Annotated in this window: 23 protein-coding genes and 1 tRNA gene; 15 read left to right on the plus strand and 9 right to left on the minus strand. The window is 71.1% G+C overall.

Annotated features, from left to right (window positions below; translation table 11 throughout):
- Window positions 1-56: 56 nt before the first annotated feature.
- The 12 genes from IEY82_RS11685 to IEY82_RS11740 all read left to right on the plus strand — a co-directional run bounded on the left by IEY82_RS11685 (window position 57) and on the right by IEY82_RS11740 (window position 11,887).
- A tRNA-Gln gene (locus IEY82_RS11685) sits at window positions 57-128 on the plus strand.
- Between the two features lie 125 nt (window positions 129-253).
- Window positions 254-1,705, plus strand: coding sequence for a bifunctional UDP-N-acetylglucosamine diphosphorylase/glucosamine-1-phosphate N-acetyltransferase GlmU (gene glmU / locus IEY82_RS11690; RefSeq protein WP_189124084.1), 1,452 nt, complete (start codon window positions 254-256; stop codon window positions 1,703-1,705).
- A gap of 64 nt (window positions 1,706-1,769) precedes the next feature.
- A complete protein-coding gene (locus tag IEY82_RS11695; RefSeq protein ID WP_189124085.1) occupies window positions 1,770-2,747 on the plus strand; it encodes a ribose-phosphate diphosphokinase in 978 nt (325 codons plus the stop codon).
- Window positions 2,748-2,863: 116 nt separating this feature from the next.
- Window positions 2,864-3,490 carry a 50S ribosomal protein L25/general stress protein Ctc gene (locus IEY82_RS11700; protein ID WP_189124086.1) on the plus strand — a complete coding sequence of 209 codons (627 nt, stop codon included), beginning with the start codon at window positions 2,864-2,866 and terminating at the stop codon, window positions 3,488-3,490.
- Between the two features lie 98 nt (window positions 3,491-3,588).
- Entirely contained in the window at window positions 3,589-4,173 is a 585-nt protein-coding gene (gene pth / locus IEY82_RS11705; RefSeq protein ID WP_189124087.1) for an aminoacyl-tRNA hydrolase, read from the plus strand.
- A 111-nt stretch (window positions 4,174-4,284) separates the two neighbouring features.
- Entirely contained in the window at window positions 4,285-5,724 is a 1,440-nt protein-coding gene (locus tag IEY82_RS11710) for a sugar transferase (RefSeq protein ID WP_189124256.1), read from the plus strand.
- Window positions 5,724-6,488: a 3'(2'),5'-bisphosphate nucleotidase CysQ gene (locus IEY82_RS11715; protein ID WP_189124088.1), complete on the plus strand. Its 765-nt coding sequence runs from the start codon at window positions 5,724-5,726 to the stop codon at window positions 6,486-6,488. The genes IEY82_RS11710 and IEY82_RS11715 overlap by 1 nt, the downstream gene beginning before the upstream one ends.
- 19 nt (window positions 6,489-6,507) lie before the next feature.
- Window positions 6,508-7,422 (plus strand): sulfate adenylyltransferase subunit CysD, encoded by a 915-nt coding sequence (cysD, locus tag IEY82_RS11720; RefSeq protein ID WP_189124089.1) that lies wholly within the window; start codon window positions 6,508-6,510, stop codon window positions 7,420-7,422.
- 4 nt (window positions 7,423-7,426) lie between these two features.
- Entirely contained in the window at window positions 7,427-8,689 is a 1,263-nt protein-coding gene (gene cysN / locus IEY82_RS11725) for a sulfate adenylyltransferase subunit CysN (protein WP_189124090.1), read from the plus strand.
- 149 nt (window positions 8,690-8,838) lie between these two features.
- The gene (locus IEY82_RS11730) at window positions 8,839-9,753 is read left to right on the plus strand and encodes a sulfotransferase family protein (protein ID WP_225263058.1); all 915 of its coding nucleotides are present in this window, start codon (window positions 8,839-8,841) and stop codon (window positions 9,751-9,753) included.
- Between the two features lie 23 nt (window positions 9,754-9,776).
- Window positions 9,777-10,808, plus strand: a complete 1,032-nt coding sequence (locus IEY82_RS11735) for a glycosyltransferase family 2 protein (protein WP_189124091.1) — start codon at window positions 9,777-9,779, stop codon at window positions 10,806-10,808.
- Between the two features lie 272 nt (window positions 10,809-11,080).
- Window positions 11,081-11,887, plus strand: a complete 807-nt coding sequence (locus tag IEY82_RS11740) for a WecB/TagA/CpsF family glycosyltransferase (protein WP_225263056.1) — start codon at window positions 11,081-11,083, stop codon at window positions 11,885-11,887.
- Between the two features lie 67 nt (window positions 11,888-11,954).
- Here the strand turns inward: IEY82_RS11740 and IEY82_RS11745 are convergent, their stop codons facing one another.
- Entirely contained in the window at window positions 11,955-12,548 is a 594-nt protein-coding gene (locus IEY82_RS11745; RefSeq protein WP_189124092.1) for a TetR/AcrR family transcriptional regulator, read from the minus strand.
- 72 nt (window positions 12,549-12,620) lie between these two features.
- Here IEY82_RS11745 and IEY82_RS11750 point away from each other — a divergent pair, with 72 nt between their 5' ends.
- Window positions 12,621-13,415, plus strand: coding sequence for an MBL fold metallo-hydrolase (locus IEY82_RS11750; protein WP_189124093.1), 795 nt, complete (start codon window positions 12,621-12,623; stop codon window positions 13,413-13,415).
- Between the two features lie 27 nt (window positions 13,416-13,442).
- On the opposite strand, the gene IEY82_RS11755 is transcribed toward IEY82_RS11750, so the two are convergent.
- The 6 genes from IEY82_RS11755 to IEY82_RS11780 are packed head-to-tail and all read right to left on the minus strand — an operon-like array spanning window position 13,443 to window position 19,902.
- The gene (locus tag IEY82_RS11755; RefSeq protein ID WP_189124094.1) at window positions 13,443-14,339 is read right to left on the minus strand and encodes a sulfotransferase; all 897 of its coding nucleotides are present in this window, start codon (window positions 14,337-14,339) and stop codon (window positions 13,443-13,445) included.
- Window positions 14,336-15,592, minus strand: coding sequence for a lipopolysaccharide biosynthesis protein (locus tag IEY82_RS11760; protein WP_189124095.1), 1,257 nt, complete (start codon window positions 15,590-15,592; stop codon window positions 14,336-14,338). Before IEY82_RS11760 ends, IEY82_RS11755 begins: the two co-directional genes overlap by 4 nt.
- The gene (locus IEY82_RS11765; RefSeq protein WP_189124096.1) at window positions 15,580-16,434 is read right to left on the minus strand and encodes a sulfotransferase; all 855 of its coding nucleotides are present in this window, start codon (window positions 16,432-16,434) and stop codon (window positions 15,580-15,582) included. The genes IEY82_RS11760 and IEY82_RS11765 overlap by 13 nt, the downstream gene beginning before the upstream one ends.
- On the minus strand, window positions 16,431-17,330 hold the full coding sequence (locus IEY82_RS11770; protein WP_189124097.1) for a hypothetical protein: 900 nt from the start codon (window positions 17,328-17,330) through the stop codon (window positions 16,431-16,433). Before IEY82_RS11770 ends, IEY82_RS11765 begins: the two co-directional genes overlap by 4 nt.
- Complete coding sequence (locus tag IEY82_RS11775) at window positions 17,327-18,595, minus strand: O-antigen ligase family protein (RefSeq protein ID WP_189124098.1); 1,269 nt, start codon at window positions 18,593-18,595, stop codon at window positions 17,327-17,329. Before IEY82_RS11775 ends, IEY82_RS11770 begins: the two co-directional genes overlap by 4 nt.
- Window positions 18,592-19,902 carry a Wzz/FepE/Etk N-terminal domain-containing protein gene (locus IEY82_RS11780; protein WP_189124099.1) on the minus strand — a complete coding sequence of 437 codons (1,311 nt, stop codon included), beginning with the start codon at window positions 19,900-19,902 and terminating at the stop codon, window positions 18,592-18,594. The genes IEY82_RS11775 and IEY82_RS11780 overlap by 4 nt, the downstream gene beginning before the upstream one ends.
- 312 nt (window positions 19,903-20,214) lie before the next feature.
- On the opposite strand from IEY82_RS11780, the gene IEY82_RS11785 reads away from it, so the two are divergent.
- The gene (locus IEY82_RS11785; RefSeq protein WP_225263054.1) at window positions 20,215-21,291 is read left to right on the plus strand and encodes a glycoside hydrolase family 26 protein; all 1,077 of its coding nucleotides are present in this window, start codon (window positions 20,215-20,217) and stop codon (window positions 21,289-21,291) included.
- Between the two features lie 10 nt (window positions 21,292-21,301).
- On the opposite strand, the gene cysC is transcribed toward IEY82_RS11785, so the two are convergent.
- Both cysC and IEY82_RS11795 read right to left on the minus strand, forming a co-directional pair.
- Window positions 21,302-22,516, minus strand: coding sequence for an adenylyl-sulfate kinase (gene cysC, locus IEY82_RS11790; protein WP_189124100.1), 1,215 nt, complete (start codon window positions 22,514-22,516; stop codon window positions 21,302-21,304).
- 46 nt (window positions 22,517-22,562) lie between these two features.
- Window positions 22,563-23,279 carry a class I SAM-dependent methyltransferase gene (locus IEY82_RS11795; protein WP_189124101.1) on the minus strand — a complete coding sequence of 239 codons (717 nt, stop codon included), beginning with the start codon at window positions 23,277-23,279 and terminating at the stop codon, window positions 22,563-22,565.
- 186 nt (window positions 23,280-23,465) lie between these two features.
- On the opposite strand from IEY82_RS11795, the gene mfd reads away from it, so the two are divergent.
- Window positions 23,466-26,954 (plus strand): transcription-repair coupling factor, encoded by a 3,489-nt coding sequence (gene mfd, locus IEY82_RS11800; RefSeq protein WP_189124102.1) that lies wholly within the window; start codon window positions 23,466-23,468, stop codon window positions 26,952-26,954.

The following is a 26,954-nucleotide window of genomic DNA, read 5'->3' on the forward strand; positions in this document are numbered from 1 at the left end:
GCCGACGCGCGGGATCGGTATCGTAGATGTGTCGGACGCGGCCAGTGTCCGATTGATCCCGGATCGTCTAATCGGCAGGACAAGTGGTTTTGGTCCACTTTGTAGGGGTTCGAGTCCTCTTCCGGGAGCTCTGAGATTCTCCCCCGGCGCGAATGAGCCGGGCCCAGGCAGGTATCCTCACGGTGTCGGGAGGGTTGCCGTGCGGTGGTCGTACGAATGCCCTGATCTGTCCAGCCACAGGGAGCCTCAGTCCGTGAGTGTGCCGCGCCCGGCAGCCGTCATCGTCCTCGCCGCGGGCGAGGGCACCCGGATGAAGAGTCAGACCCCCAAGGTCCTGCACGAGGTGTGCGGCCTCGCGCTGGTCGACCACATGCTCGCCGCGGCCCGCGACCTCGGGCCCGAACGGCTCATCGTGGTCATCGGCCACGCCCGCGAACGCGTCGGCGCCCACCTGGCCGAGTCCAGCCCCGACGCGCGCGCCGTCGTCCAGGCCGAGCAGCGCGGCACCGGCCACGCCGTGCGCACCGTGCTGGAGGAGGTCGGCGAGATCGACGGCACGGTCCTCGTCACCTACGGCGACGTGCCGCTGCTGCGCACCGAGACCCTCGCCGAGCTGCTCCAGCGGCACGAGGGTGACGGCAACGCGGTCACCGTGCTCACCGCCGAGGTGCCCGATCCGACTGGCTACGGGCGGATCATCCGTGACTCCGCGGGCGCCGTGCTGGAGATCGTCGAAGAGAAGGACGCCAGCGCCGAGCAGCGGGCCGTCAAGGAGATGAACTCCGGCATCTACGCCTTCGACGGGCGACTGCTGGCCGACGCCGTCAAGCGGGTGTCGACCGACAACGCCCAGGGTGAGGAGTATCTCACCGACGTGCTGTCCATCCTGCGCGAGGACGGCCACCGGGTGGGCGCGCACGTCGCGGGCGACTACGCCGAGGTCGAGGGCGTCAACGACCGGGTCCAGCTGGCCTTCGTCCGTCAGGTGCTCAACCGGCGGCTGCTGGAGCGGCACATGCGCGCCGGGGTCACGGTCGTCGACCCGTCCAGCACCTGGATCGACGTCGGCGTACGCATCGAGCCCGACGCGGTCGTCCACCCCGGCACCCAACTGCACGGTCACACGGTCATCGAGGCCGGCGCCGAGGTCGGGCCGGGCACCACGCTGACCGACACCCGGGTCGGCCCCGGCGCGGTCGTGCGCAACGCGGTCTGCGACGACGCCGTCATCGGACCACGGGCCAGCGTCGGCCCCTACGCCTACCTGCGGCCCGGCACCGTGCTCGGTCAGGCGGCCAAGGCCGGTACGTTCGTCGAGATGAAGAACACCCAGGTCGGCGACCGTTCCAAGGTGCCGCACCTGTCCTACGCGGGCGACGCCACCATCGGCGACGACGCCAACATCGGCGCCGCCGTGATCTTCGTCAACTACGACGGGGTCGCCAAGCATCGCAGCATCGTGGGCGACGGCGCCTTCGTCGGCTGCGACACCATGCTCGTCGGCCCGGTGACGGTCGGCGACGGCGCCTACACGGCGGCGGGCTCGATCATCGACGGCGACGTGCCCCCCGGCGCGATCGGCGTGGCGCGCGCCCGGCAACGCAACATCGAGAAATGGGTCTTGCGCAGGCGCGCGGGCACGAAGTCGGCGGCGGCCGCCGAGCGGGCGCTGGCCGAGCAAGAACAGCAGGAGAGTGGCAAATGACCGGGCATGTTGAGGTCATCAACAGGCACCGCACCGAGGTCATGAGACCGACGAAGGAGAACTCATGACCAGCATCAAGCAGCCGGGCGAGAAGAACCTCATGCTCTTCTCCGGCCGCGCCCACCCCGAGCTGGCCGAGGAGGTCGCCGAGCACATCGGCGTCTCGCTCACCCCCACCAAGCTGATCGACTTCGCCAACGGCGAGATCTACGCCCGCTACCTCGAGTCGGTCCGCGGCTGCGACGCCTTCGTGATCCAGAGCCACACCGTCCCCATCAACAAGTGGATCATGGAACAGCTCATCATGGTCGACGCGCTCAAGCGGGCCTCCGCCAAGCGCATCACCGTGGTCATGCCGTTCTTCGGCTACGCCAGGCAGGACAAGAAGAGCCGCGGTCGCGAGCCCATCACGGCCAGGCTGATGGCCGACCTGTTCAAGACCGCCGGCGCCGACCGGCTGATGTCCATCGACCTGCACACCTCGCAGATCCAGGGCTTCTTCGACGGCCCCGTCGACCACCTGTTCGCGATGCCGGTGCTCGAGAGCTACCTCAAGAACCGGCTCGACCTGGCCAACACCACCGTCGTGTCGCCCGACACCGGGCGCGTGCGGCTGTCGGAGCGCTGGGCCGACACGCTCGGCACCCCGCTCGCCTTCATCCACAAGCGGCGCGACCTCGACGTCGCCAACTCGGTGAAGGTCAGCGAAGTGGTCGGCAAGGTACGCGGACGCACCTGCGTGCTGATCGACGACATGATCGACACCGCGGGCACGATCTGCAAGGCGGCCGACGCCCTCTACGAGCAGGGCGCCACCAACGTCATCACCGCGGCTACCCACGCGATCTTCTCCGACCCGGCGGTCGACCGGCTGAAGAACTCCCGCATCAGCGAGGTCGTGGTGACCAACACGCTGCCGCTGACGCAGGCCGCCCGGTTCGACAAGCTGACCGTCCTCTCCATCGCCCCGTTGATCGCCCGGGCCATCACCGAGGTCTTCACCGACGGCTCGGTCACCAGCCTGTTCGAGGGCGACACGTGACCGGCGGAGGCCGCCGCCCGAGCCGGTAGACTGGCCAGGTTGCGCTCGTAACGCCTTCCGCTAGGGCGGGTGAGGGGGAGCGCCCAACATCCGATCTCGCATCCCTAGGAGATGTCGTGTCCGAAGTACGTATCGCCGCCGAGCCCCGCACGGAGTTCGGCAAGGGCGCCGCTCGCAAGATCCGCCGCGCCGACAAGGTGCCCGCCGTTCTCTACGGGCACGGCATCGAGCCCAAGCACCTGACCCTGCCCGGTCACGAGGTGCTCCTCGCGCTCCGCACGGCCAACGTGCTGATCCGCCTCCACGGTGACGGCGTCGACGAGCTCGCGCTGCCCAAGGGCGTCCAGCGCGACCCGATCAAGGGCTTCGTCGAGCACGTCGACCTGCTCCTGGTCAAGCGCGGCGAGAAGGTCACCGTCGAGATCCCGGTCACCACGGTCGGCGACGTCAACTCCGAGGGCCTGCTCGACCAGCAGCTCGTCTCGATCGCCGTCGAGGCCGAGGCCACCCACATCCCGACCGGTGTCGAGGTCGACGTCGAGGGCCTGGTGATCGGCACCGTCGTCACCGCCGGCGACCTCAAGCTGCCCAAGGGCACCACGCTGATCGCCGACTCCGAGGCCGTGGTCCTCCACGTCATCGCCAAGCCGGTCGAGGCGCCGGCCGAGGAGGAGGGTGTCGAGGGCGAGGCCGCCGAGGCCGCCGAGGTCGCGGGCGCCGAAGAGGCCGCCTCCGCCGAATAGCCATCGGGCGACGGGGCAGCCGATCCGATCGGCTGCCCCGTTTCTCTTAAAGGTCGCTCGAAGGTCGCTGAGGTCGCTTGAGGTCGCTGAGAGGAAACATGGACCGCTGGTTGATCGTCGGACTGGGCAACCCGGGTGCCGAATACGCGGGCAACCGGCACAACGCCGGCTTCATGACTCTCGACGAGCTGGCCGCCAGGGCCGGTGGGCGGTTCAAGGTCCACAAGAGCCGGGCCGAGGTGCTGGAGACCCGCGCCGCGGTGCTGGCCAAGCCGCTGACCTACATGAACCTGTCCGGCGGCCCCGTCAAGGCGCTGTCCGACTTCTACAAGCTCGCCCCCGACCGGCTGATCGTGGTGCACGACGAGCTCGACGTCCCCTACGGCGCGCTGCGGGCCAAGCTCGGCGGCGGCGACAACGGCCACAACGGCCTCAAGTCGATCACCAAGTCCCTCGGCACCCGCGACTACCTGCGCGTCCGCTTCGGCATCGGCCGTCCGCCCGGCCGCATGGACCCCGCCGCCTACGTGCTGAAGGACTTCGGCACCGCCGAGCGCAAGGATCTGCCGTTCCTGGTCGACCGCGCGGCCGACGTGGTGGAGTCGCTGATGGAACGCGGGCTCGAAGTCACCCAGAACGAGTTTCATCGGGCCGATCTCAAGATTTCCGGCCCTCCTCGCTGATCACCGCATACAGCCGTTCGGCTGCCTCGGCGGTCGCATACCGCTACCATCTGGTGACTGTCTGCTATCCGATGGTCACGTGGAGGCGCGTTGAGCGACGGCGAAGGGCTGATGACCGTCGTCAGTTTCGATCCTGACGCGTCCTGGCGGGTCAGCCCGCGCCTGCCCGGCTGGGTGCGCGCCTACCGTGCGCGGGCCGTGGTGATCGACTTCCTCGGCGGCGCCGCCGGGGCCAGCGCCGCCTTCTTCGGGCGGTTCGGTGAGATCACCCCCTACGTCACGCCGTACATCCTGGTGAGCGCGGCGATGCCGCTGGTGTGGGTGTGCGCGGTCGCGCTCAACCGGGCGTACGAGCCCCGCATGATCGGCATCGGCTCGGAGGAGTTCCGCCGCGTCCTGCAGTGCGGCGTCGCGCTGACCGCCGCGATGGCCATCGGCTCCTACCTGACCAAGACCGACATCGCCCGCGGCTACGTCGTGCTGGCCCTGCCGCTGGTGACACTCCTCACCCTGGTCTTCCGCTACGCGCTGCGCCGCTCGCTGCACCGGCGCAGGGCGCGCGGGGCCTGCATGCGCAAGGTGGTGGCGGTGGGCCACGCCGCCTCGATCGGCGAGCTCGTGGAGCTCTTCCGCAAGGAGCGTCACCACGGCATGGAGATCGTCGCGGCCTGCCTGCCGCGCGACGTGCCTGGCGACCTGGTCGCCGGCGTGCCGGTCGCCGGTGACTTCAGCGACGTGCCGATCGTCGTCGACCAGCTCGACGCCGACACCGTGGCCGTGCTCGCCTGCCCCGAGATGGACGGCGTGGCGCTGCGCCGGCTCGCGTGGCGGCTTGAGCGCACGCACACCGAGCTGGTCGTGGCCCCGGCCCTGATGGAGGTGGCGGGGCCGCGCACCACGATCAGGCCCGCCGCCGGGCTGCCCCTCCTGCATGTCGAGCACCCCGAGCTGGCCGGCGCCCGGCAACTGGTCAAGAACGTCTTCGACCGGCTGGTCGCCGCCGTGCTGCTGGTCGCGCTGGCCCCGCTGCTCCTCGTGATCGTCGCCGCGGTGCGCGCCACCAGCCCGGGGCCCGCGCTGTTCCGGCAGACCAGGGTGGGCAAGGACGGCCGGCCGTTCACGATCGTGAAGTTCCGCACCATGCGACTCGGCGCCGAGCACCAGAAGTTCGCCCTGGTCAACGAAGGTGACGGCGTGCTGTTCAAGATCCGGGACGATCCGCGGGTGACGGCCTTCGGCGCGCTGCTGCGGCGCCACTCGCTCGACGAGCTGCCGCAGCTGATCAACGTGGTCTGCGGGCACATGTCCCTGGTCGGGCCGCGCCCGCCGCTGCCCGAGGAGGTCGCCCGCTACGGCGACGACGTGCGCCGGCGACTTCTGGTGCGGCCGGGGCTCACCGGGCTCTGGCAGGTCAGCGGCAGATCCGACCTGTCCTGGGAGGAATCCGTACGTCTCGACCTGCGTTACGTTGAAAACTGGTCCCTCACGCTCGACCTCCAGATCCTGTGGAAGACTTGGTCGGCTGTCGCCCGCGGGCAAGGAGCATATTGATGATGATTCGCGACGATCACGCTCTCGCCGCCGACCTGGCGACAGAAGCGGGCGAGCTGTTGCTGGGCATCCGTGAGCGTGACGGCTTCGGCGACCCCTCCGCGCTGCGAGCCGAGGGCGACCGCGCCTCCCACGTCCTGCTGATGGAGTCACTCGCACGGCTGCGGCCGAGCGACAGTGTCCTGTCCGAGGAGGCCACCCGCGAGGAGCGGCTGGACCCGCGCAGGCTCGCCGCCTCCCGCGTGTGGATCGTCGACCCGCTCGACGGCACCCGCGAGTTCGCCGAGGAGGGCAGGGCCGACTGGGCCGTCCACGTGGCGCTCTGGGAGCAGGGCGGGCTGGCCGCCGGAGCGGTGGCGCTGCCCGCTCAGGGACGCGTCCTCACCACGGCCGAGCCGCCCAAGTCGCCCACGTTCGAGGGCGGCCGGTTCCGCATCGCGGTGAGCCGTACCCGGCCGCCCGAGTTCGTGCAACGGCTCGCCGCTCTCGTGGGCGCCGACCTGGTGCCGATCGGGTCGGCGGGCGCCAAGATCTCGGCCGTGCTGACCGGCGAGGTCGAGGCGTACGTGCACGCCGGAGGCCAGTACGAGTGGGATTCGGCCGCGCCCGTGGCCGTCGCGCAGGCGGCCGGGGCCCACGCCAGCCGGATCGACGGCTCGCCGCTGACCTACAACCAAGCAGACCCGTCCCTACCCGATATCCTGGTTTCCCTACCTGACTTGGCGTCAACCCTGCTCGCCGGGATTCGGGACCTGCACCGCTAGAACGCCGGAGGAAGCTCTCATGCTCCAGCGCGACTACACGACGTCGCAGCTCGACGTGCTCGAAGCCGAAGCCATTCACATCATGCGCGAAGTGGCCGCGGAGTTCGAGCGTCCGTGTCTGCTCTTCTCCGGCGGCAAGGACTCCATCGTCATGCTGCGCATCGCGGAGAAGGCCTTCTGGCCGGCGCCCATCCCCTTCCCGCTGATGCACGTCGACACCGGGCACAACTTCGACGAGGTCATCGAGTTTCGCGACCGGCGCGTCCAGGAGCTGGGCGCGCGGCTGATCGTGGCGAGCGTGCAGGCCTCGATCGACGCCGGGCGGGTGGTCGAGGACACCGGACGACGCGCCTCGCGCAACCGGCTGCAGACCACCACGCTGCTCGACGCGATCGAGGACCACGAGTTCGACGCCGTCTTCGGCGGCGCCCGGCGCGACGAGGAGAAGGCCCGGGCCAAGGAGCGGGTGTTCTCCTTCCGTGACGACTTCGGCCAGTGGGACCCCAAGAACCAGCGCCCCGAGCTGTGGAACCTCTACAACGCCCGGATCCGCAAGGGCGAGCACATCCGGGTGTTCCCGCTGTCCAACTGGACCGAGCTCGACGTGTGGGACTACATCCGGCGCGAGGGCATCGAGATCCCGTCGATCTACTTCGCCCACACCCGCAAGGTCTTCGAGCGCGACGGCATGCTGCTGCCCGACGCCGACGTCGTCCACCGCGGCGACGACGAGCCGCTCATCGAGGCGGTGGTGCGCTATCGCACAGTGGGCGACATGACCTGCACCGGCGCCGTGCAGTCCACGGCCGCCACGGTGGAGGAGATCATCGAGGAGATCGCGGCCACCCGGATCACCGAGCGCGGGGCCACCAGGGCCGACGACCGCGCGTCGGAGGCCGCCATGGAGGATCGCAAGCGGGAAGGTTACTTCTAAACCGATGGACATTCTGCGTTTCGCCACGGCGGGAAGTGTCGACGACGGCAAGTCCACGCTGATCGGGCGCCTGCTCTTCGACTCCAAGGCGATCTTCGAGGACCAGTTGGAGGCGGTCGAGCGCACCTCGCGCGACCGCGGCACCGAATACACCGACCTGTCGCTGCTCACCGACGGCCTGCGGGCCGAGCGTGAGCAGGGCATCACCATCGACGTGGCCTACCGCTACTTCGCCACCCCGCGCCGCAAGTTCATCATCGCCGACACGCCGGGGCACATCCAGTACACCCGCAACATGGTCACCGGCGCCTCCACGGCCGACCTGGCGATCATCCTCATCGACGCGCGCAAGGGCGTTCTGGAGCAGTCGCGCCGCCACGCGTTCCTGACCTCGCTGCTCCGGGTCCCGCACCTGGTGCTCGCGGTCAACAAGATGGACCTGGTCGACTACTCCCAGGAGCGCTTCGAGGAGATCCGCGAGGAGTTCACCGCCTTCGCCTCCAAGCTCAACATCGGCGACCTGACGTTCATCCCGATCTCCGCGCTCAACGGCGACAACGTGGTGTCCCGCTCCGAGAGCATGCCGTGGTACAACGGCTCCTCGCTGCTCCACCACCTGGAGAACGTCCACATCGCCTCCGACCGCAACCTGGTCGACGTCCGCTTCCCGGTCCAGTACGTGATCCGCCCGCAGAAGGCGACCGATCACGCCTTCCACGACTACCGCGGCTACGCCGGCCAGGTCGCCGGCGGGGTGCTGAAGCCCGGCGACGAGGTCGTCCACCTCCCCTCGGGCCTGGCCACCAGGATCGCCTCGATCGACACCTTCGACGGGCCGGTGGAGGAGGCGTTCCCCCCGATGTCGGTCACCCTGCGCTTCGAGGACGACATCGACATCTCCCGGGGCGACATGATCGCCCGCCCCAACAACCAGCCGCAGGTGGCCCAGGAGCTGGAGGCGATGGTCTGCTGGATGGGCGACAGCGTCAAACTGGCCCCGCGTTCCAAGCTCACCATCAAGCACACCACCCGTACGGCCCGCGCCCTGGTGCGTGACCTCCACTACCGCCTCGACGTCAACACGCTCCACCGCGACGAGGAGGCCACCTCGCTGGGCCTCAACGAGATCGGCAGGGTGTCGCTCCGGGTCACCCAGCCGTTGTTCGTGGACGACTACGCGCGCAACCGGCTCACCGGCGGCTTCATCCTCGTCGACGAGGCCACGAACGGCACGGTCGGCGCCGGCATGATCACCGACGTCCGCTGACCCGATCACCCTGACGGCCCCCGCCTCGCCGGGGGCCGTCAGCGTTTCCCCACGTCGGCAGGTAGATCCTTAAACCGTTCACGAATCACGCAATTACTCTGCGCGCTAGAGTCTGTACGTTCCGTGTTCATCTTCCTGAGGCGTCATCTGTGATCGACCCTTCGACCGCCACCCGGGTGGTCTTCCTGGGCGGCCTCGGCCGCAGTGGCAGCACCTTGCTCGAACGGCTGCTCGGTGAGCTGCCCGGAGTTGCTCCCCTCGGCGAGGTGGTCCATCTGTGGGCCCGTGGTGTGCTGGCCGGCGAGCCGTGCGGCTGCGGCGAGCCGTTGCCCGACTGCCCGTTCTGGCGAAAGGTCGGCGAGCGGGCCTTCGGAGGATGGACCGGCTCGCTGGCCGAGCGAATGCTGACCCTGCGGCAGCGGGTCGATCGCACCCATAGGGTGCTCCGCATCGGCCACCCCGACCTGGCCGAATACGTCCAGGCCTATCACCGCGTCTACGACGCCGCGGCCGAGGTGGCCGACGCCCGCCTGGTGATCGACTCCAGCAAGCACGCCTCCCTGGCCCACTGCCTGGCGGCGGACGGCTCCGACCCGCACGTGATCCAGGTGGTGCGCGACCCGCGGGCCGTGGCCCACTCGTGGCGCAGGACCGTGGCGCGGCCCGAGGACGGCCGCCCGATGGCCCGCTGGGGCCCCGGCCGCACCGCGCTCCACTGGACGGCCCAGAACCTCGCCCTCGACCTGCTCGCCCGCCGCGGCGTCCAGGTGACCCGGGTTCGCTACGAGGACCTGCTCGCCGCCCCGCGCGCCACGCTGGCGTCCCTGGCGGAGCGCCTGGGCCTGCGGACCGAGCTGCCGTTCATCACCGACACGACCGCCCACCGCACCACGGCCCACCTCACCACCGCCCACACCGCCTCCGGCAACCCGATGCGCTTCACGGTGGGCCGGGTCGAGCTGGCCCTGGACGACACCTGGCGCTCCGCGCCCCGTCAGGGCCTGGTCACCGCGCTCACCTGGCCGCTCAGAGCCCGCTACGGCTATCGCGGGATCGCGGTGTGACTCCTCGATCAGGAAGAAAGACGATGCGACCATCTGTCGGCGTGGTGATCCCCACCCGGGGAGACCGGCCCCAGCAGCTCCGCGCCGCCGTCCTGGCGGCGGCGAGCCAGGACCACCCCGGCGAGACCTCCGTCGTCGTCGTGGCCGACGGCGTCGCTCCCGAGGCGGTCGCTGCCCAGCTGGCGGGTCTGGAAGCCGGGGCGTTCGCCGAGCGTGTGACGGGCTTGGAGGCTGGGGCGTTCGCCGAGCGTGTGACGGGGTTGGAGATCGGGGCGCTCGCGGGGCGTGGGTCGGGGTTGGAGGTCGGGGCGGTCGCCGGGCAGGAGTCCGGCCGGATCCGCGTCCTGGCCAACACCCTCACCCCTGGCCTGCCGGGCGCCCGCAACACCGGCATCGCAGCGTGCGACACCGAGCTGGTCGCGTTCTGCGACGACGACGACCTGTGGCTGCCGGGCAAGCTCGCCGCCCAGGTCGCCGCGCTGGAGAGCGGCGACGCCGAGTTCGCCAGCTGTGGCATCGAGGTCGAGTACGGCCGCCGCCGGGTGCCGCGACTGGCCGGGACGAGCACGGTCACCCGCGACGACCTGGTCCGCTCCCGCATGGTCATGGTGCACGCGTCCACGTTCCTGTTCCGGCGCGGTGCCCTCTGGGCGGACGAGAGCGCCCCCGGAGGCCAGAACGAAGACTGGGACCTCGCCCTGCGCGCCGCCAAACGGCGGCCAGTCGTCAACGTCGACCGGCCGCTCGTCCGGGTCCGCTGGGGATCGTCCCACTACGTCACTCGCTGGGCTGACCGCATCGCCGGGCTGGAGTGGATGCTCGCCCGGCACCCCGAGCTGGCCGCCGACCGGCGTGGCGCGGCCCGGGTCTACGGCCAGCTCGCCTTCCACCACGCCGCGCTCGGTCACCGGAGGCAGGCTGGGCGGTGGGCGGTGCGCGCCTTCACCGCCCGCGCCGGGGAGCCGCGCGTGCCGCTGGCGCTCGCCGTGGCGACCGGGCTCGTTTCCGCGCCCGCAGTGCTCGCCCTGCTGCACGACCGGGGGCACGGCATTTGACCAGCTCGCCACAGATCGCGCCGACGTCCGACGAGCCGCCGCCCGTGTCCGCCCAGTCGCCACTCGCCGCCGAAACGCCGTCGGCTCCGCCGGCCGCCTCGCCTGGTTCGTCAGCAGCTCTGCCGGCAATGTCGCCAGCAGTGCCACCAGTAGGGCCAGCGGCAGTGCCGTCGGCAGGGTCACCAACAGTGCCGTCGGTAGGGTCACCAGCAGTGTCGGCAGCAGGACCGTCAGCAGTGTCGGCAGTAGGGCCACCAGCAGTGCCGTCGGCAGTGTCGGCAGTGGGGTCGGCGGGCCGGGCGGTGGGACGGGTGGCCGTCGCCGGCGTCATGGTCGATCCGCTGACCGAGTCGCAGGTGGTCGAGCGGGTCGCCGCCGCGCTGGAGGCCGGGCGCGGCGGCCGGATCGTCACACCGAACGTGGACATCTGCCGGTCGGCCGCCCGCGACCCCGCCCTCAGAGAGCTGGTCAATACCGCCGACCTGGTCGTGGCCGACGGCATGCCGCTCGTGTGGGCCGCACGGCTGCTGGGCACCCCGCTGCCCGAGCGCGTCACCGGGGCCGATCTGATCTGGTCGCTCAGCAAGCTGGCCGCCCGCCGGGGCTGGCCGATCTACCTGCTGGGCGGGCCGCCCGGCGTCGCCGTCGCCGCGGCTCGGGAGCTCACCGGCTGCTACCCGCGGCTGCAGGTCTGCGGGGTCGAGTCGCCGCCCTACTCCTTCGACCAGACCGGCCCTGGCCGGGAGCGCGTGCTGCGCAGGGTCGTGGCGGCCAGGCCCGGACTGGTGTTCGTCGGACTCGGCTTCCCCCGGCAGGATCTCCTGGTCGCGCGGTTGCGTGAGCGGCTGCCCGGGGCGTGGTTCGTGGGCTGCGGGTCGGCCATCGCGTTCGCCTCCGGAGCGGTGCCCAGAGCGCCCGGCTGGATGCGGCGTTCAGGGCTGGAGTGGTCGTTCCGGCTGTTGAGTGAGCCGGGGCGGCTGGCCCGCCGCTATCTGGTGGACGACCTGCCGTTCGCGCTGCGACTGCTCGGCGGCTGCCTGGTCGAGTGGCTTCGCGGGGCCCGGCGGCGTCGGCTGTAGACCGCAAGTCACCGTAGGTCACCGCAAGTCACCGTAGGTCACCGCAAGTCGCCGTGAGTCACCGCGTTCATCGCGTGATGGCGGCCAGCATGAGACGCCGTGCGCGCGCCGGCGCGGTGGCGTCGCCGAGTAGCTGAATCTCCTGGTTGGCCGCCATCGCGATCCCTGTCAGGGCCGTCACGAGATCGTCCGCGTCCAGCGTCGTGGTGATGTCGCCCGCTTCCTGCGCGATCACGATCTGCTCGCGCAGGAAGGCCCGCCATCGGGTCACCGTGGCGAGGAGGAAGCTCCGCAACTCGCCTGGCCGGCCGTCCAGCTCACAGGACGCGGCGGTAATGAAGCAACCGTTGGGAAATGGGCTGCTATCCAGGTAGCCGCACCACAGATCGATCATCACGCGCAGGCGCGGCAGGCCCGACTCCACCTCCATGCTCGGCGCAACGACGGCGGCGATGAACATGTCGGCTGCCTTGGTCAGAACGGCGAACTGCAGTCCGGCGCGGGAGCCGAAGGGGCCGACGATGCCCGCCTTGCTCATGCCGAGAGCTTCGGCCAGGGTGCCGATGGTCAGCGCGGAGAGGCCGTCGGTGGAGGCCTTCGTCACGCCGGTGGCCACGATGCGTTCGCGGGTCAGCTGAGCCGCCTCGGCAGATCTCCTCATGGTTGACGAGCTTAGCAAACGATCGTACGCTAACCAGCCAACGAACGATCGTACGCTAAAGGAGTCCGGAAGATGCGTGTTCGGTGGCTGGGCTGGGCCGGGGTGGAACTGGAGGCGCAGGGTCACAGCGTGGTGATCGACCTGCTCGGCCGCCCGGAGGGAGTGTTGGAGGGCACCCCGTTGTCGGCGCCTATGCCGACGGTCGTCCGGCCGCGTACCGAGGGGGACGTGATCGCCGGGCTGTGCACGCACCTGCATCGAGACCACACCGATGCCGCGGCACTGGCCGAAGCGCTCCGCCCTGATGGCCAGGTGTTGCATCCCGCGTCCTTCGGTGGCGACGACCACGAGAACCTGTGGACGCTCAAGGCCGACCGCGAGCTCGACGAATGGAACCTGTCCCGGCGCCCGATGGGGCTGTGGGAGACCGTCACGATCGGCCCCTTCACGATCGCGGCCGTTCCAGCCGTCGACACTCTGGGTGATCCGCAGGTGTCCTGGGCCGTCGAAGCCGGCGGAAAGCGCGTGCTACACCTGGGCGACAGCATGTTCCATGGCTACTGGTGGCGCGCCGCCCACCGGTTCGGGCCGTTCGACGCGGTGCTCACCCCCATCAACGGCCCGATCGTGTGCTTCCCGCACTGTCAGCCCCCGAGCCCCTATCCGGCCTCGCTCGACGCCGGCCAGGCGGCCGTGGCGGCGCGCCTGCTGGGAGCGAAAATCGCGGTGCCGATCCACTACGACGGATTCCAGATCGACGGCTTCTATGACACGCGGCCCGATGAGCTTTCCCGTTTTCTGGACGCGGCCTCGGCCGAGACCTATGAGGTCGCCGCCCTCAAGCAGGGCGAGGACATCACCGTCTAGACCTATGGCCCGCAGCATCGGCGGCGATCAGGTGGTGAGCTCGCGTACCCGCGACACCTGGGCGGGGGTGAGGCCGCGGGCGGCTGTTTCCAGGGCGCGGCGCGAGTCCATCGGGCGAAAGGCGGTGCGTGACAGACCCGACCAGGCGAACCCTCGCTCGGCCGTCGCGGCGCCGGTGCACGCCAGGCCCACCCGGCGCTCGACGGCGGCCGACCAGGTCAGGCCCGCGTAGTCGTACAGGCGCCGGAAACCGGGCACCGGGTCACGCGCCAGGTCCTCGTAGGCGGTGACCAGGACGGCCGGGGTGCGGGCCAGGATCCGGTGGGTCACCCGCCACAGCGCGGCGGCCTTGGCGACGCGGTCCTGGGAGCCGACGAGGGCGCGGAGCTCCAGCAGCTCGGGATGGTCGCGGACGAGCAGGGGTTGTTCGAGCAGCTCGTGGAAGTAGACGGTCCAGCCCAGCCGCTGCCAGCTGGCCACGAACGACACCGGATCACGTTCCAGGGCGATCACCCGGCAGCCGAGCCGCGAGGCGAACCAGCCGGCCGACAGCACCGCGAACGGGTCGTCGAGCAGAGCCCGCCGCCCGGCCACTCGGCCCCAGGTGAAGGCGGTGCCGTACCTCAGCAGGCGGGCGAGATCGTACGGCGAGCGGTTGGCGCGGAGCTCGGACAGGAAGCGGTAGCGCAGCGCGGTCGTGTCGCGGAAGGCGGGCAGCCAGCCGGCCGAGTTGTCGTCGCAGATGTACTGGAACCGGTGCGTGACCTCGGCCCGCAGCACGCCGGGGCAGCGGCCGGGCGGGTGCTGGGGGTTGAGCGGCTCGTTGACGTAGACGAGCTCGCCGCCGGCCGCCAGCATCTTGCCCGTCCAGCTCGTGCCGCTCCGGGGCAGGCCCGTCACCAGGATCGGCGGTCGTCCGGTCATGCCGCCGACCACGAGCGGATCCGCAGGGCGGCAAGGCTGTGGCGACCGAAGGGCCGCAGGCCGTAGCGGTGGTGGAGCTGCCAGAGCGGCAGCAGGTTCTTCGCCAGCATGCCGCCCGACCAGCCCAGCGCCGCGCCGAGCGCGCCGTGCGCGGGGATGAGCGCGATGTCGAGCGCGATCGTGATGGCGGTCGCCGCGACGAGGTTGAGCAGGCTGGCCGTGGTGTGCCCGGCGGCCGTGAGCACCACGTCGACCGTCCCGCAGGCCGTCGCGACCATCATCGTGGTGGCCAGCACCAGGGCCACGGGGGCGGCGGAGCCGTACTCTGAGCCGAGCAGGCGCAGCAGCCACGGCGCCAGGGCGGCGTATCCGAGCCAGACCGGCCAGGTGAGCAGCACCAGCCAGACGGTCGTGGCCTGGTAGAGCTCGCGGGCGCGCGCCAGCTCGCCGTCGGCCAGCGCGCGCACCAGGCGTGGTTGCACGGCCTGCGCCAGGCCCTGGTTGGCGAGCTGGCCGACCACCTTGAAGCGGGTGGCCGCGGTGTAGACGGCGGCCTGCGCCGGGCCGCCGAGCAGGGCGACGATCACGATGTCCAGCCGCTGGAACACCGCCTGGATCGCGCCCGCCACCGACCGGGGAGCCGTGTAGCGCCACAGCTCGCGGCCGGTGCCCGCCAGCTGGCGGGTGCGCGGCACCCGGCCGCGCAGGCAGCCCGCGGCCAGCAGCAGCACGGGAAGGTACGGCAGCGCCCAGGCGACGGGCAGCCAGCCGGGGGCCGCGACGACGGCCGCGACGGACACGAGCAGGAGCTGGCCGGCGGGCAGCAGCATGCCGTCGAGCAGCACGGTGGGGCGCATGGCGCCGAACCCCCGGGTGGCGGCCAGCAGGATGTCGGCGGCGACCATCGCGGGCAGCGCCAGGGCGAGGAGGCCGAGGTGGGGGAGGAGGGCGACGGTCGCGACCATGGCCACGGCCACACTCGGGACCAGGGCCGCCCGGATATATCCGGAAATGCCCTGATAATCGGACGACCTGGCTCGGGCGATGAAGTACACCAGACCGTTGCCCGCGTCGAGCTTGGCCACCCCGGCCGCCATCAGCGCCAGCGCCGTGGCGGTGAAGAAGGCACCGGCCTGCTCGGCGCTGAACGCCCGGGTGACCACCACGACCAGCAGGAACTGGGCCAGCGCGCTGGTGGTGGCCCCGGTCACCCCGGCGGCGCCGCCCCTCGCCAGCCCCGTCAGCGCCGCCACGACGGGTCACCGCCCAGCCAGCGGACCAGGTGCGTGTCGTACACCTCGAAATGGTCGCTCAGCGCCTGACGCACCGAGTCGGGCAGCGGCTTGGGCCGCGACCGCCCGTTGTGCCGCTCGAACTCCGGATAGCCCAGCCGCGGCATCCCCAGGAAGTCGAGCACCTCGTCGTAGACGTGCTCGGGCTCGGCGAAGAACCGGTGGCTGTCGAGGACCAGGATCCGCTCGCGGCCGAACAGCGGCTCCAGCCGGTCGAGCTGCTCGGCGTAGCGGCCGCGCGCCAGGTAGGCGTGGTGGCGGTGGGAGTGGTGGACGGAGTGGGGATGTGCCCGCAGGCTCTCCTCGGCCCCGGTCAGCCGCTGGGCCTCCAGCTCGACCGCGTACTCGAAGTGCGACTCGGTCTCGAACCCCCTGGCCAGCTCGTGGGCGTGGGCCGAGCAGGCCCGCTCGACCGGGTCGCGCACCAGCACGATCAGCTTCGCCCCGGGCAGGTCGGCGGCGATGCGCTCACCGGCCAGCGGATGGAACAGGTAGTAGGGCGACGACTCGAAGGCCAGCGGCCGGACACCGTACCGGCTGGTCAGCAGCTCGGCGCTCATCCGCAGCTGGAAGTGCGCCTGGTACCAGGACAGCGGACGGGAGTAGCCGACGTCGAAGTAGTGGACGCCCTTGTGCAGCACCGGCTTGAGCAGCAGCGGATGCTGCGCGAGCGCCCGGTAGAGCGAGGTGGTGCCGCACCGCTGCGCCCCTGCGATCAGGAACGACGGCAGGAGCCGCGAGGCCGACGTGATCCGTCCCGCCGCCCGGGAGATGGACAGCACCGACTGCTTCAGGGCCTTCACGTGAGCAACTCCTGGTGGTCGAGGAGCGGGTTGAGCCAGACGTCGGGGGAGCCGAGCGGGGAGTGGCCGTCGGCGGCGTGCCGGTCGGCCAGCGCGATGAGGTAGTGCAGCGCGGTCAGCCGGGCCTGCGCGGCCGACAGCCCGAACGGCGCGAGCACGCCGACGGACTGCGCGAGGCAGGCGCGCGCGGCCGTCGCCGGGCTCATCCGGCGCAGCGCGCGCTGGAAGAGGTGGTGCAGGGCGTCGAACCCGCAGGGCACGCCGACCGCGTAGCGCTCCCAGTCCCAGACGAGCAACCGGCCGTCGGCGGAGGGGGAGATGTTCCACGGAGACAGGTCGCCGTGCCAGGCCGCGCCCGCCGGGCCGCCGGTCGCGGCGATCTCCCTGATCGCGTCGGTGAGCAACGCCGCGGGGACCCGGCCCCGTCTGACCGGCAGTGGAGACAGCGCCAGCACCTCCAGGTCGCGCCAGCGGCCGTGGTGCAGCACCGTCGGCACGACGACGGTCTTGAACGCCTGGTCGGCCATCCTCCGCAATGCGGCGGCCTCGTGTGCGACCAGCTCGCGGGCCCGCGCGGTGTCGCCGATCTTCACGTACGCCAGGCGCTCGCCGCCCGACCAGGCCTCCAGGATCGGTTTGCGGTTGGCCCGCCGGGCGGGGCGTACGTGGAGCACGGTCTCGATCGGGGCGCCCAGGACGTCGCTCAGGTGGGCGGCGATCGACCCGTCGGCGGCAAGTACGAGCTTGCGGCCGGGATGCCACCACCGGCGGGGCGCCAGGCGGCGCGGCAGCAGCCGGTGCGGCAGCACGCTGTAGGCCCGGGGCGAGCCGGAGCCGGGATGGAGCAGCCGCACGGTCTCGTCGAGATAGCGCAGCCGGATCTTCGCGTCGTTCACGGACGGTTCCTCCACAGAAGGGCGAAGGAGATGAGGTAGAGGATGAGTGGCGTGACGAGCCCGTCGTAGATGAACATGTAGAGCAGCACGAGGGCCATCACCAGCACTCCCGCGAGCCCGACCGGGCTGCGGTCGCTCCAGTGACGGCGGATCGCGCCGACGAAGAACGCCACGTACAGGGCCGCTCCCGCGAAGCCCTGGGTGATCATCAGCAGCCAGAGCTGCCCGTCGCTGCCCAGCGGCGGGTGGCCGCAGCCGCCGCACCACGCCGTCTTGCCCGTGGTGATCGTGCGGTGGTTGCCCATCGCGTTGCGGGTGTTGCCGTAGCCGATCAGGGGGGAGTGGCCGGCGGCGCTGATCGTCGCCGACACGGTGAAGGCCCTGATGTCATTGGAGTGGGGGTTGTCCAGCCGCTGGGCGACCAGCGCGGCGAGCGGGCTGAACGCGAACACCAGCGCTCCCGTCACGGCCGCCGCGCACACCGCGAGCCTCGTCCGGCCGCCGACCCGGACGACCAGGTAGAGGGCGCCCAGCCCGAGCCCGATCCACAGCCCCCGGTTGAGGGAGTAGACGATCGGGATGGCGGCCAGGCCCATGAGCACGACCGCCACGGCCCTGCGCTGCCGCCCCCCGTGGACCCACCAGCCGACCACGAACCAGATCAGCAGCACCGACACGTTGCTGCCCCAGGCGTTGGCCCATTCGAACGGCGCCTCCGGGCGGGGGGAGGCGTAGCCGAGCACCTTCTGCGTCTGCGCGGCGGTGGGGTGGATCAGGTTCTGGACGAACGAGTTGCCGCCGATCCAGTCGGGCAGCGCCAGCTCCAGCGGCGAGGTGAACGAGAAGCTCGGGAAGAACACCCCGAGCAGCCCGCCCGCCACCGTCGTCACGAACAGCACTCCGAGCATCCGCACCAGCCGCAGCTGGGGCAGCTCCCGCTCGCTCAGGTTGCCCAGGTAGAGGACCATGACCAGCATCGACACGTAGAGCGCGAGTCGCATCAGGTAGCCGATGACGCGGCCCGCCCCGAACTCGCCGTAGGTGTCGGGCGGCATCTCCGACAGCATCAGCGCGCTCAGCCCGTAGCCGGCCAGCAGCAGCAGCCAGAGCCCGAACCCACGCGGCACCCTGATCGGTCTGCGCCGCCAGAGGATGACCGCCATCGGCACCGCCAGCACGATCACCGCGAGCCCGCCGAACCCCAGGCCCCACCACACGGGATAGCCCACGAGCAGCGCGGCGATGGGCCAGGCGGGCCCTTTCACGTCAGCGTGCCCGGCGGACGCGGCATCGCCTGCATGGGGGAGGTCTCGGGGTTGAGGCCGGGATCGAGCTCGGCGCCGGCCACGAGCTTGCCGAGGGAGGAGTGGGAGCGCGTGGTCACGGTCGGGGGGAACACCGGCTCGCGGTCGGCGGTGAGGACGCCGATGATCGGCACGTGCTGCCTGGCCAGCGGGCGGACCGCCGCCCTGACGTCCGCCGAGGTGGCGCGGCCGAGCCCGACGACCAGCACCGCGGCGTCGGCCCTGGCCAGGTCGCCCACGTCGGAGCCGTCGAGCACGGTCAGCAGCGTGGCGTCGGCGAGCGGCGCGGCCACGGCCGCGGCCGCGAATCCGATGGGCACCGCCCTGACCAGGAGCCGTTTGCCCTGGCAGCCGGCGATCACGGTGGAGGCCAGGTCGTGCAGCGCGCCGTGGTCGGGGCGGTGCGGCAGGTCGGCGATGACCGGCAGCCCGGTCAGCCGCTCGACGTCGGCGGCGGTGCGCAGCAGGGTGTCGAACCGGTCGCGCAGGGCGGCCCCCGCGGCGCCGAGAAGGAGCCCCAGCATCAGCCCGGTGCCGAGGTAGAGCGGCAGGCTGGGGGAGCTGGGGCGCTCGGGCGGGACGGCCTGGCTGAGGATCGAGCCCGGGGACACGGTGAGCGTCTTGAGGGCGTCGTACTTGGTGGTCAGGTTGTAGGCCTGCCGGTTGAGCACGCTCTGCCGGTGCTGGGCGAGGGTGTGCTCGGCGGTGCCGGCGGGCAGCGTGGGGAGCTCTCGGACCACGGTGTCGAGGTCGGTGTTGACCTGCTTGAGCTTGGCCAGCATGGCCTTCTGCTGGAGCGTGATGGCCGCCTGTGCGCTCTCGGCGCGAACCGCCAGGTAGGCGTCGGCATAGGCCTGCGACTGGGCCGCCGCGGTGGCCGGGTCGGAGGCCGTCACGGAGATCGACAGCACCGCCGAGTTGGGCGGCACGGTCACCTCGACCGGCTCGGGCTCGGTGGTGCGCAGCAGCTCGGCCGCCTTGGCGGTCACCACGGCCGACTGCGCGACCTGTGCCTCGGTGTCGAGGTTGAGCGGCTCACGCTGCCGGGCGGTCACCTGGTTGCTCTGCTCCTGCGCGCCGACCGCCGTGACCAGGACCTGCGTGGTCGCGGTGTAGGCGGACGGCACGACGCACAGCAGGACCAGGCCCGCCAGGCCGCCGGCCAGGACGAAGCCCAGGAAGTGCTGCCAGCGCCTGCGCAGCAGGGCGAAGTGCTCGCCGAGACCGGTGCCGGAGCGGTGGGCCGGGAAGTCCGGCGACAGGCTCATGAGGCTCCCAGGGGTGTGCGCGATGTCATCGTGTGGCGACTCAGCGTCACATGTCGAGGCGCCCGCCCACTATAGGCCGGGCAGATATGGCCCAAGCTTATTACGGAAGATTTTCTCCGCTCTCGTCTGCGATTCGCCCTTCGAAAATACGAAATCGGAGGGAATTTCTGGTCGGATTGCAGCCGGCCTCATCAGCCAGAACACCCACACCGGCTGACGTCAAGGGAACGGCGTGGCATGGTTCAGCATTGACAGGGCGGGGGTCCTGGGAAAAGGGGGCGGAGGGTGCTGATGCTAAAAGACATTTCGTTTATGTCCAACAAAAAGGGCATGATTCTGCTGGTCGGGTCGGTAGGGCTGGTCGTGAGCCTCGTCATGGGGCTGACCGGGTGTTCGGGCCCGGCGGACACCCGTGAGGGGACGGCGTCCCCGGTCGACCCCAAGCCCAGGAAGGGCAAGGCCGCCTGTACGGTCACCGACAAGCTCATCCCGTCCTGCGGCGCCTGGTGGGGCATGGCGCCCGAGATCTTCACCGGCGTGCCCGTGGACCAGGCCATCCGCAGCGCCGAGCAGCGCATGGGCACCCACGCCGACGTGGTGCACGTCTATCACCGCACCAGCGAGCTGTTCCCCACCGACCGGGAGATCCGGCTGGCCCGCGACCCCGCCCGCCCGAGGCTGCTGCTGGTCAACTGGAAGCCGTCGTTCGACCACACCTGGGCGGAGATCGCCGGGGGAGCTCTCGACCACCGGATCGACCGGCTGGCCGCCTACATCCGGCGTACGTTCCCCGAGCGGTTCTTCCTCACCATCCACCACGAGCCCGAGAACGACGTCCGCGCCGGTCAGGGCTCGGGCATGCAGGCGGCCGACTACGCGGCCATGTACCGCCACGTCGTGCTCCGGCTGCGCGAGAAGGGCGTGAAGAACGCGGTCACGGTCATGACCTACATGGGCGCCCCCAACTGGGCGGCCAAGGCCTGGTTCGAGGAGCTCTACCCGGGCGACGACGTGGTCGACTGGGTGGCGATGGACCCCTACGCCGACAGTGACGTGCGCGACTTCGCCGGCCTGGTCAACAAGACCCGGCCCGACTTCCCGCGCTGGCCCGGCTTCTACCGGTGGATGCAGCTGCGCTTCCCCGGCAAGCCGGTCATGGTGGCCGAGTGGGGCGTGTTCGAGGACGCCGGCTCGCCCAAGGGCGCCTTCTACCACTCCGTACGCGCCCAGATCCGCAACTATCCGCAGATCAAGGCCCTGATCTACTTCGACTCACCCCAGGCGCCGCGCGGCAACACCAGCTTCGACACCGAGCCGATGACCGGCAGGGCGTTCACCACGCTGGCGCGCGACCCGCACTTCCGCTCGACCCGGGTGCCGCTGCCCTGACCCCCGCCGGTCAGCGCACCCAGCCGCCGGACCGCAGCGCGCCCAGCACCTGGGAGACCGCCGCCTCGATCGACAGGTGGGTGGTGTCGATGACCAGGTCGGCGTCGTCCGGCTCCTCGTAGGGGTCGGAGACGCCGGTGAACTCAGGGATGAGCCCGGCCCGGGCCTTGGCGTACAGGCCCTTGCGGTCGCGGCGCTCACACTCCTCCAGCGGGGTGGAGACGTGCACGAGCAGGAAGTCGGCGCCGACCGACTCGACCATCTCGCGCACCTCCGCGCGGGTGGCCTCGTAGGGGGCGATGGGCGCGCAGATGGCCAGGCCGCCGTGACGGGCAGCCTCGGCGGCCACGAAGCCGATGCGCCGGATGTTGAGGTCGCGGTCGGCCTTGGAGAACGTCAGGCCCTTGGACAGCAGGGCGCGCACCACGTCGCCGTCGAGGTAGGTGACCGTGCGGGTGCCGAGCTCCAGCAGCGCGTCACGCAGGCCGCGGGCGACCGTCGACTTGCCCGAGCCGGACAGCCCGGTGAAGAACACCACGAGACCGCGCCGGTGCGGGGGGCCGGGTATGCGCACCGGCTCGGGCCCGGCCAGGTGCTCGGTCGCGCCGTAGGCGGTGGCGACGTGCTCGCGCAGCTCCAGGTCGATCTCGGGCTCCTCGCGCGGCGCGAGCGGCACCGGGACGACGAGGGTGCCCTCGGGCAGGTGGTCCCTGGCCCGCAGCGCCGCTCTGACCACCGACGGGCCCTGCTCGCCGTACGAGAGGGGGAGCAGCACGATCGCCGCGTCGAGCTCCTTGGCGGTGGCGATGATCTCGGTGAGGTCGTCGAGCGGCCCGCGCATCGTGACGACCAGCGCCGGGCGCCCGCCGAGGGCCTCGCGCACCTGGGACGGGGTGCGGTGCAGCCGGGCGAACGGGCCGTGCTCCGGCGCGCCGAGGCCGCGGACCGGACCGGCGGTCAGGCCGTCGGGCTCGTGCTCGGTCACGGTGAGAACGGCGAGCGGCACGCCCTCGGGGTCGAGCAGCGTGACCTCGTCGCCGGGGGAGACGTCGGCGGGCAGACGCAGCGTGACCGGCGCCGGCCAGGGCGTGCCGTCGGCGAGGATGCCGCGCTCGGCGACCGTGTGCAGGTCGTCGTGGCCCAGGAACCCGGTCAGGGGCTGGAACGCTCCGGACAGCAGCAGCTCGAGATCGGCCAGTTCGTGCGCGTCGGGGGTGTGCTCCACGTTCGAATCCCAAGTGCTCCGGTTAGATGACCGTCATAGTGTGTCACTAGATGAGACGTGCGAAGTGGTTCTGCGGCTTCCTGATGACCATGGTGATCTCGTCGTGTGACGAGGGATAACGGCCGCGGCTCAGCCTGTCGGCCAGCGTGACGGCCGTGCGGCCGAGCCGGCCCAGGGCGGGGCCGCTGGTCCTGGTCTCGTCGTCGGTGATCAGCAGGCCGCGGCTGAGGCAGAAGGCGTGGATGCCGTCGTACGAGGTCAGTGGCTCGTAGACGGCGGGCAGCGGGCCGGGTGTGCCGTCCGCCACCAGGTGGCGCCAGAGCGCGCGCCGCAGCCACCCCGGCGTGAGGCGGTCGCACAGGCCGTAGGCCGACCTGCGGTCGCGCATCCGCAGCAGCACCAGGCCGCCGGGCCGCAACGCCTGGAGCAGCCGGTCGAAGACCAGCTCCGCGTGGTGGATGCGTTCGAGCAGGAACGACAGCTGGATCACGTCCACCGACCGGGGCGGCACCGGCGCGGACCGCAGGTCGCCCAGCGACCAGGTGGCCAGGTCGGCCCGCTCCTCGACGACGCTCCTGATCACCGGCAGGTCCTCGTCGACCCCGGTGAGCCGGGTCTCGATCCGGTCGAGGGCCAGCGGCTCGTCGTGGGCGCATCCGGCGATCAGCAGGTCGAGCCGCCTGCCCAGCTGACCGGCCCACTGCTCGCGGATCCGCTGATCGAAGAGGCCGCCTTCCGGCGCGACCGACCGCACTTCAGACATGTCACTTAGAGTAGTCGGATCATCGCGAGTGGTGAGGGATTTCCCCTGCCGGCGTTCGTCGGCCTTCTGTGGCGGGGTATGCGGTCGCGCGGGGCGAGGTGGACAGTACCCTGGAGAACTGACACCCCCGCGACCTTCCCGGCCGGGGGTAATCGTGTTGCCGTCGTGGGGCTGTGGGCGTATCTGATGAGTCTTTCCGGGCTACTTGACCTTGTTGCCGCCGACCCGAAGCTGACCGCCGCGCTCGAAGAGGGCGGCGACGTCTCGCTGGTGGCGCCCTCGGCGTTGCGCCCGTTCGGCGTGGCCGCGCTGACCGGGCACGACCAGCGCACCGTGCTCGCGGTGACCGCGACCGGCCGTGAGGCCGAAGACCTGGCGTCCGCGCTGACCAGCCTCATCGAGCCGAGTTCCGTGGCGGTCTTCCCGGCCTGGGAGACGCTGCCGCACGAGCGGCTCTCGCCGCGCAGCGACACGGTCGGCCAGCGGCTGGCCGTGCTGCGCCGGCTCGCCCATCCGGTCAAGGGCGACTCGGCCGCCGGGCCGCTCAGCGTGGTCGTCGCTCCGGTGCGCGCGCTGCTGCAGCCGATCGTGAAGGGCCTCGGCGACCTGGAGCCGATCCGGCTGAGGGCGGGCGACGACGCCGACCTCGAGACCGTCGTGGACGACCTGGTGGGCAACGGCTACCACCGGGTGGACATGGTGGAGAAGCGGGGCGAGGTCGCGGTGCGCGGCGGGCTGCTCGACGTCTTCCCGCCCACCGAGGAGCACCCGCTCCGGCTGGAGTTCTGGGGCGACACCGTCGAGGAGATCCGCTGGTTCAAGGTGGCCGACCAGCGTTCGCTGGAGGCGGCCGAGGACGGGCTGTTCGCGCCGCCCTGCCGCGAGCTGCTGCTGACGCCCGAGGTGCGGGCGGCGGCGAGCGAGCTGGCCGGGCGTTACCCGGCGCTGGCCGAGGTGCTCGACCAGCTGGCCGAGGGCTCGCCGGTCGAGGGCATGGAGGCGTTCGCGCCCGTGCTGGCGGGCGAGATGGACCTGCTCGTCGACCACCTGCCCGCCAGGGCCGCGGTGTTCGTCTGCGATCCCGAGCGGATCAGGGGCCGGGCCGAGGAACTGGTGCGTACGTCCCAGGAGTTCCTGGAGGCGTCGTGGATCAACGCGGCGGCGGGCGGCGAGGCGCCGATCGACCTCGGCGCGGCGGCCTTCCGCGGCCTCGACGAGATCCGCGACCACGCCGGCGCGCTGGGGCAGCCGTGGTGGACGATGGCGCCGTTCGGCACGGGGGTCGAGCTCGACGCCCATGACTCCGAGGCGTACCGGGGAGACACCAGGAGGGCGCTCGACGACGTCAAGGGCTGGCTCGCCGACGGCAAGGCCGTCGTGCTGCTGAGTGAGGGGCACGGCCCGGCCGAGCGCATGGTCGAGGTCCTCAAGAGCGTGGACGTTCCCGCCCGTCTTGTGAAATATCTGGACAAGGCACCTGAGGCGCAGGTCGTCCACGTCACGACCGGTCTGATCGAGCACGGCTTCGTCACCCCCGACCTCGCCGTGCTCACCCATCTCGACCTCGTGGGCCAGAAGGCGTCCACCAAGGACATGCGCCGCCTGCCCTCCCGCCGCCGCAACATGGTCGACCCGCTGCAGCTCAAGGTCGGCGACCACGTGGTGCACGAGCAGCACGGCGTCGGCCGCTACGTCGAGATGGTCCAGCGCACCGTCCAGGGCGCCACGCGCGAGTACCTGGTCATCGAGTACGCCAAGGGCGACCGCCTCTACGTGCCCACCGACCAGCTCGACGAGGTCACCCGCTACGTGGGCGGCGAGGCCCCCACGCTCAACCGGATGGGCGGCGCCGACTGGGCCAAGGCCAAGTCCCGGGCCAAGAAGGCGGTCAAGGAGATCGCCGGCGAGCTGATCCGGCTCTACTCGGCCCGCATGGCCTCGCCCGGCCACGCCTTCGGCGCCGACTCGCCGTGGCAGCGCGAGATGGAGGACGCCTTCCCCTACGCCGAGACCGGCGACCAGCTGGAGGCCATCGACGAGGTCAAGCGCGACATGGAGCGCGGCGTCCCGATGGACCGGCTGATCTGCGGCGACGTCGGCTACGGCAAGACCGAGATCGCGGTGCGGGCCGCGTTCAAGGCCGTGCAGGACGGCAAGCAGGTGGCCGTGCTGGTGCCGACCACGCTGCTGGTGCAGCAGCACATGTCGACGTTCACCGAGCGCTTCTCCAGCTTCCCCGTGACGCTCAAGCCGGTCTCGCGCTTCCAGACCGACGCCGAGGTCAAGGGCACGCTCGAAGGGCTGCGCGCCGGCGCCGTGGACGTGGTCATCGGCACCCACCGGCTGCTCAGCCCCGAGGTGCGGTTCAAGGACCTGGGCCTGATCGTGATCGACGAGGAGCAGCGCTTCGGCGTCGAGCACAAGGAGGCCATGAAGCACCTGCGCACCCAGGTCGACGTGCTGGCCATGTCGGCCACGCCGATCCCGCGCACCCTGGAGATGGGCCTCACCGGCATCCGGGAGATGTCGACCATCCTCACGCCGCCGGAGGAGCGCCATCCGATCCTCACGTTCGTCGGGCCGTACGACGAGAAGCAGATCGGGGCCGCGATCCGGCGTGAGCTGATGCGCGACGGCCAGATCTTCTTCGTGCACAACCGGGTCGCCTCGATCAACCGGGTGGCCGCGCGGCTGCGGGAGCTGGTGCCGGAGGCGCGCATCGCGGTGGCCCACGGGCAGATGAACGAGCAGCAGCTCGAAAAGATCATGGTCGGGTTCTGGGAGCGGGAGTACGATCTGCTGGTCTGCACCACGATCGTGGAGTCGGGGCTCGACGTGCCCAACGCCAACACGTTGATCGTCGACCGGGCCGACAACTACGGACTGTCCCAGCTCCACCAGCTCAGGGGCCGGGTCGGGCGAGGCAGGGAGCGGGGCTACGCCTACTTCCTCTATCCGCCGGAGAAGCCCCTCACCGAGACCGCGCACGAGCGGCTGGCGACGATCGCGCAGCACACGGAGATGGGCGCCGGCATGTACGTCGCGATGAAGGACCTGGAGATCCGCGGCGCCGGCAACGTGCTGGGCGCCGAGCAGTCGGGCTTCATCGCGGGCGTCGGCTTCGACCTCTACGTCCGGCTCATGGCCGAGGCCGTACAGGAGCAGAAGGCCAAGCTGTCCGGCGAGGAGGCGCCCGCGGAGCAGCTCGACGTCAAGGTCGAGCTGCCGATCAACGCGCACATCCCGCACGACTACGTCACCTCCGAGCGGCTGCGGCTGGAGGCGTACAAGCGGATCGCCGCCATCTCTGCCCCCGTGCACATCGACGAGGTGCGCGACGAGCTCACCGACCGCTACGGCAAGCCGCCGGTCGAGGTGGACAACCTCCTGGAGGTGGCGAGGTTCCGCATCGAGGCCCGCCGGGCCGGGCTCACCGACGTCACCCTGCAGGGCCCGAACATCAAGTTCGGCCCGGTCAGGCTCAAGGAGTCGCAGCAGGTACGCCTCGACCGGCTCTACAAGAAGGCCATCTACAAGCAGGCCGCCGAGACGCTGCTCGTGCCGGTGCCCAAGACCAAGCCGCTGGGCGGGCAGCCGCTGCGCGACCTCGAGTTGCTCACATGGTGCGGCGACCTGGTCGAGGCGATGTTCCTGGAACCAGCACGGGTAAGCTAG

Source organism: Nonomuraea cavernae (assembly GCF_014646355.1).
In the GTDB taxonomy this organism is placed as follows: domain Bacteria; phylum Actinomycetota; class Actinomycetes; order Streptosporangiales; family Streptosporangiaceae; genus Nonomuraea; species Nonomuraea cavernae.

Bases quoted from the DNA above. Each gene is read 5' to 3' on its own strand.
- IEY82_RS11735 (WP_189124091.1), top strand. From the start codon at position 9,777: ATGCGACCATCTGTCGGCGTGGTGATCCCCACCCGGGGAGACCGGCCC.
- mfd (WP_189124102.1), top strand. From the start codon at position 23,466: ATGAGTCTTTCCGGGCTACTTGACCTTGTTGCCGCCGACCCGAAGCTG.
- cysD (WP_189124089.1), top strand. From the start codon at position 6,508: ATGCTCCAGCGCGACTACACGACGTCGCAGCTCGACGTGCTCGAAGCC.
- IEY82_RS11695 (WP_189124085.1), top strand. From the start codon at position 1,770: ATGACCAGCATCAAGCAGCCGGGCGAGAAGAACCTCATGCTCTTCTCC.
- IEY82_RS11710 (WP_189124256.1), top strand. From the start codon at position 4,285: ATGACCGTCGTCAGTTTCGATCCTGACGCGTCCTGGCGGGTCAGCCCG.
- IEY82_RS11780 (WP_189124099.1), bottom strand. From the start codon at position 19,902: ATGAGCCTGTCGCCGGACTTCCCGGCCCACCGCTCCGGCACCGGTCTC.
- IEY82_RS11745 (WP_189124092.1), bottom strand. From the start codon at position 12,548: ATGAGGAGATCTGCCGAGGCGGCTCAGCTGACCCGCGAACGCATCGTG.
- IEY82_RS11785 (WP_225263054.1), top strand. From the start codon at position 20,215: ATGTCCAACAAAAAGGGCATGATTCTGCTGGTCGGGTCGGTAGGGCTG.
- IEY82_RS11755 (WP_189124094.1), bottom strand. From the start codon at position 14,339: ATGACCGGACGACCGCCGATCCTGGTGACGGGCCTGCCCCGGAGCGGC.
- pth (WP_189124087.1), top strand. From the start codon at position 3,589: ATGGACCGCTGGTTGATCGTCGGACTGGGCAACCCGGGTGCCGAATAC.
- cysN (WP_189124090.1), top strand. From the start codon at position 7,427: ATGGACATTCTGCGTTTCGCCACGGCGGGAAGTGTCGACGACGGCAAG.
- IEY82_RS11795 (WP_189124101.1), bottom strand. From the start codon at position 23,279: ATGTCTGAAGTGCGGTCGGTCGCGCCGGAAGGCGGCCTCTTCGATCAG.
- IEY82_RS11715 (WP_189124088.1), top strand. From the start codon at position 5,724: ATGATGATTCGCGACGATCACGCTCTCGCCGCCGACCTGGCGACAGAA.
- IEY82_RS11750 (WP_189124093.1), top strand. From the start codon at position 12,621: ATGCGTGTTCGGTGGCTGGGCTGGGCCGGGGTGGAACTGGAGGCGCAG.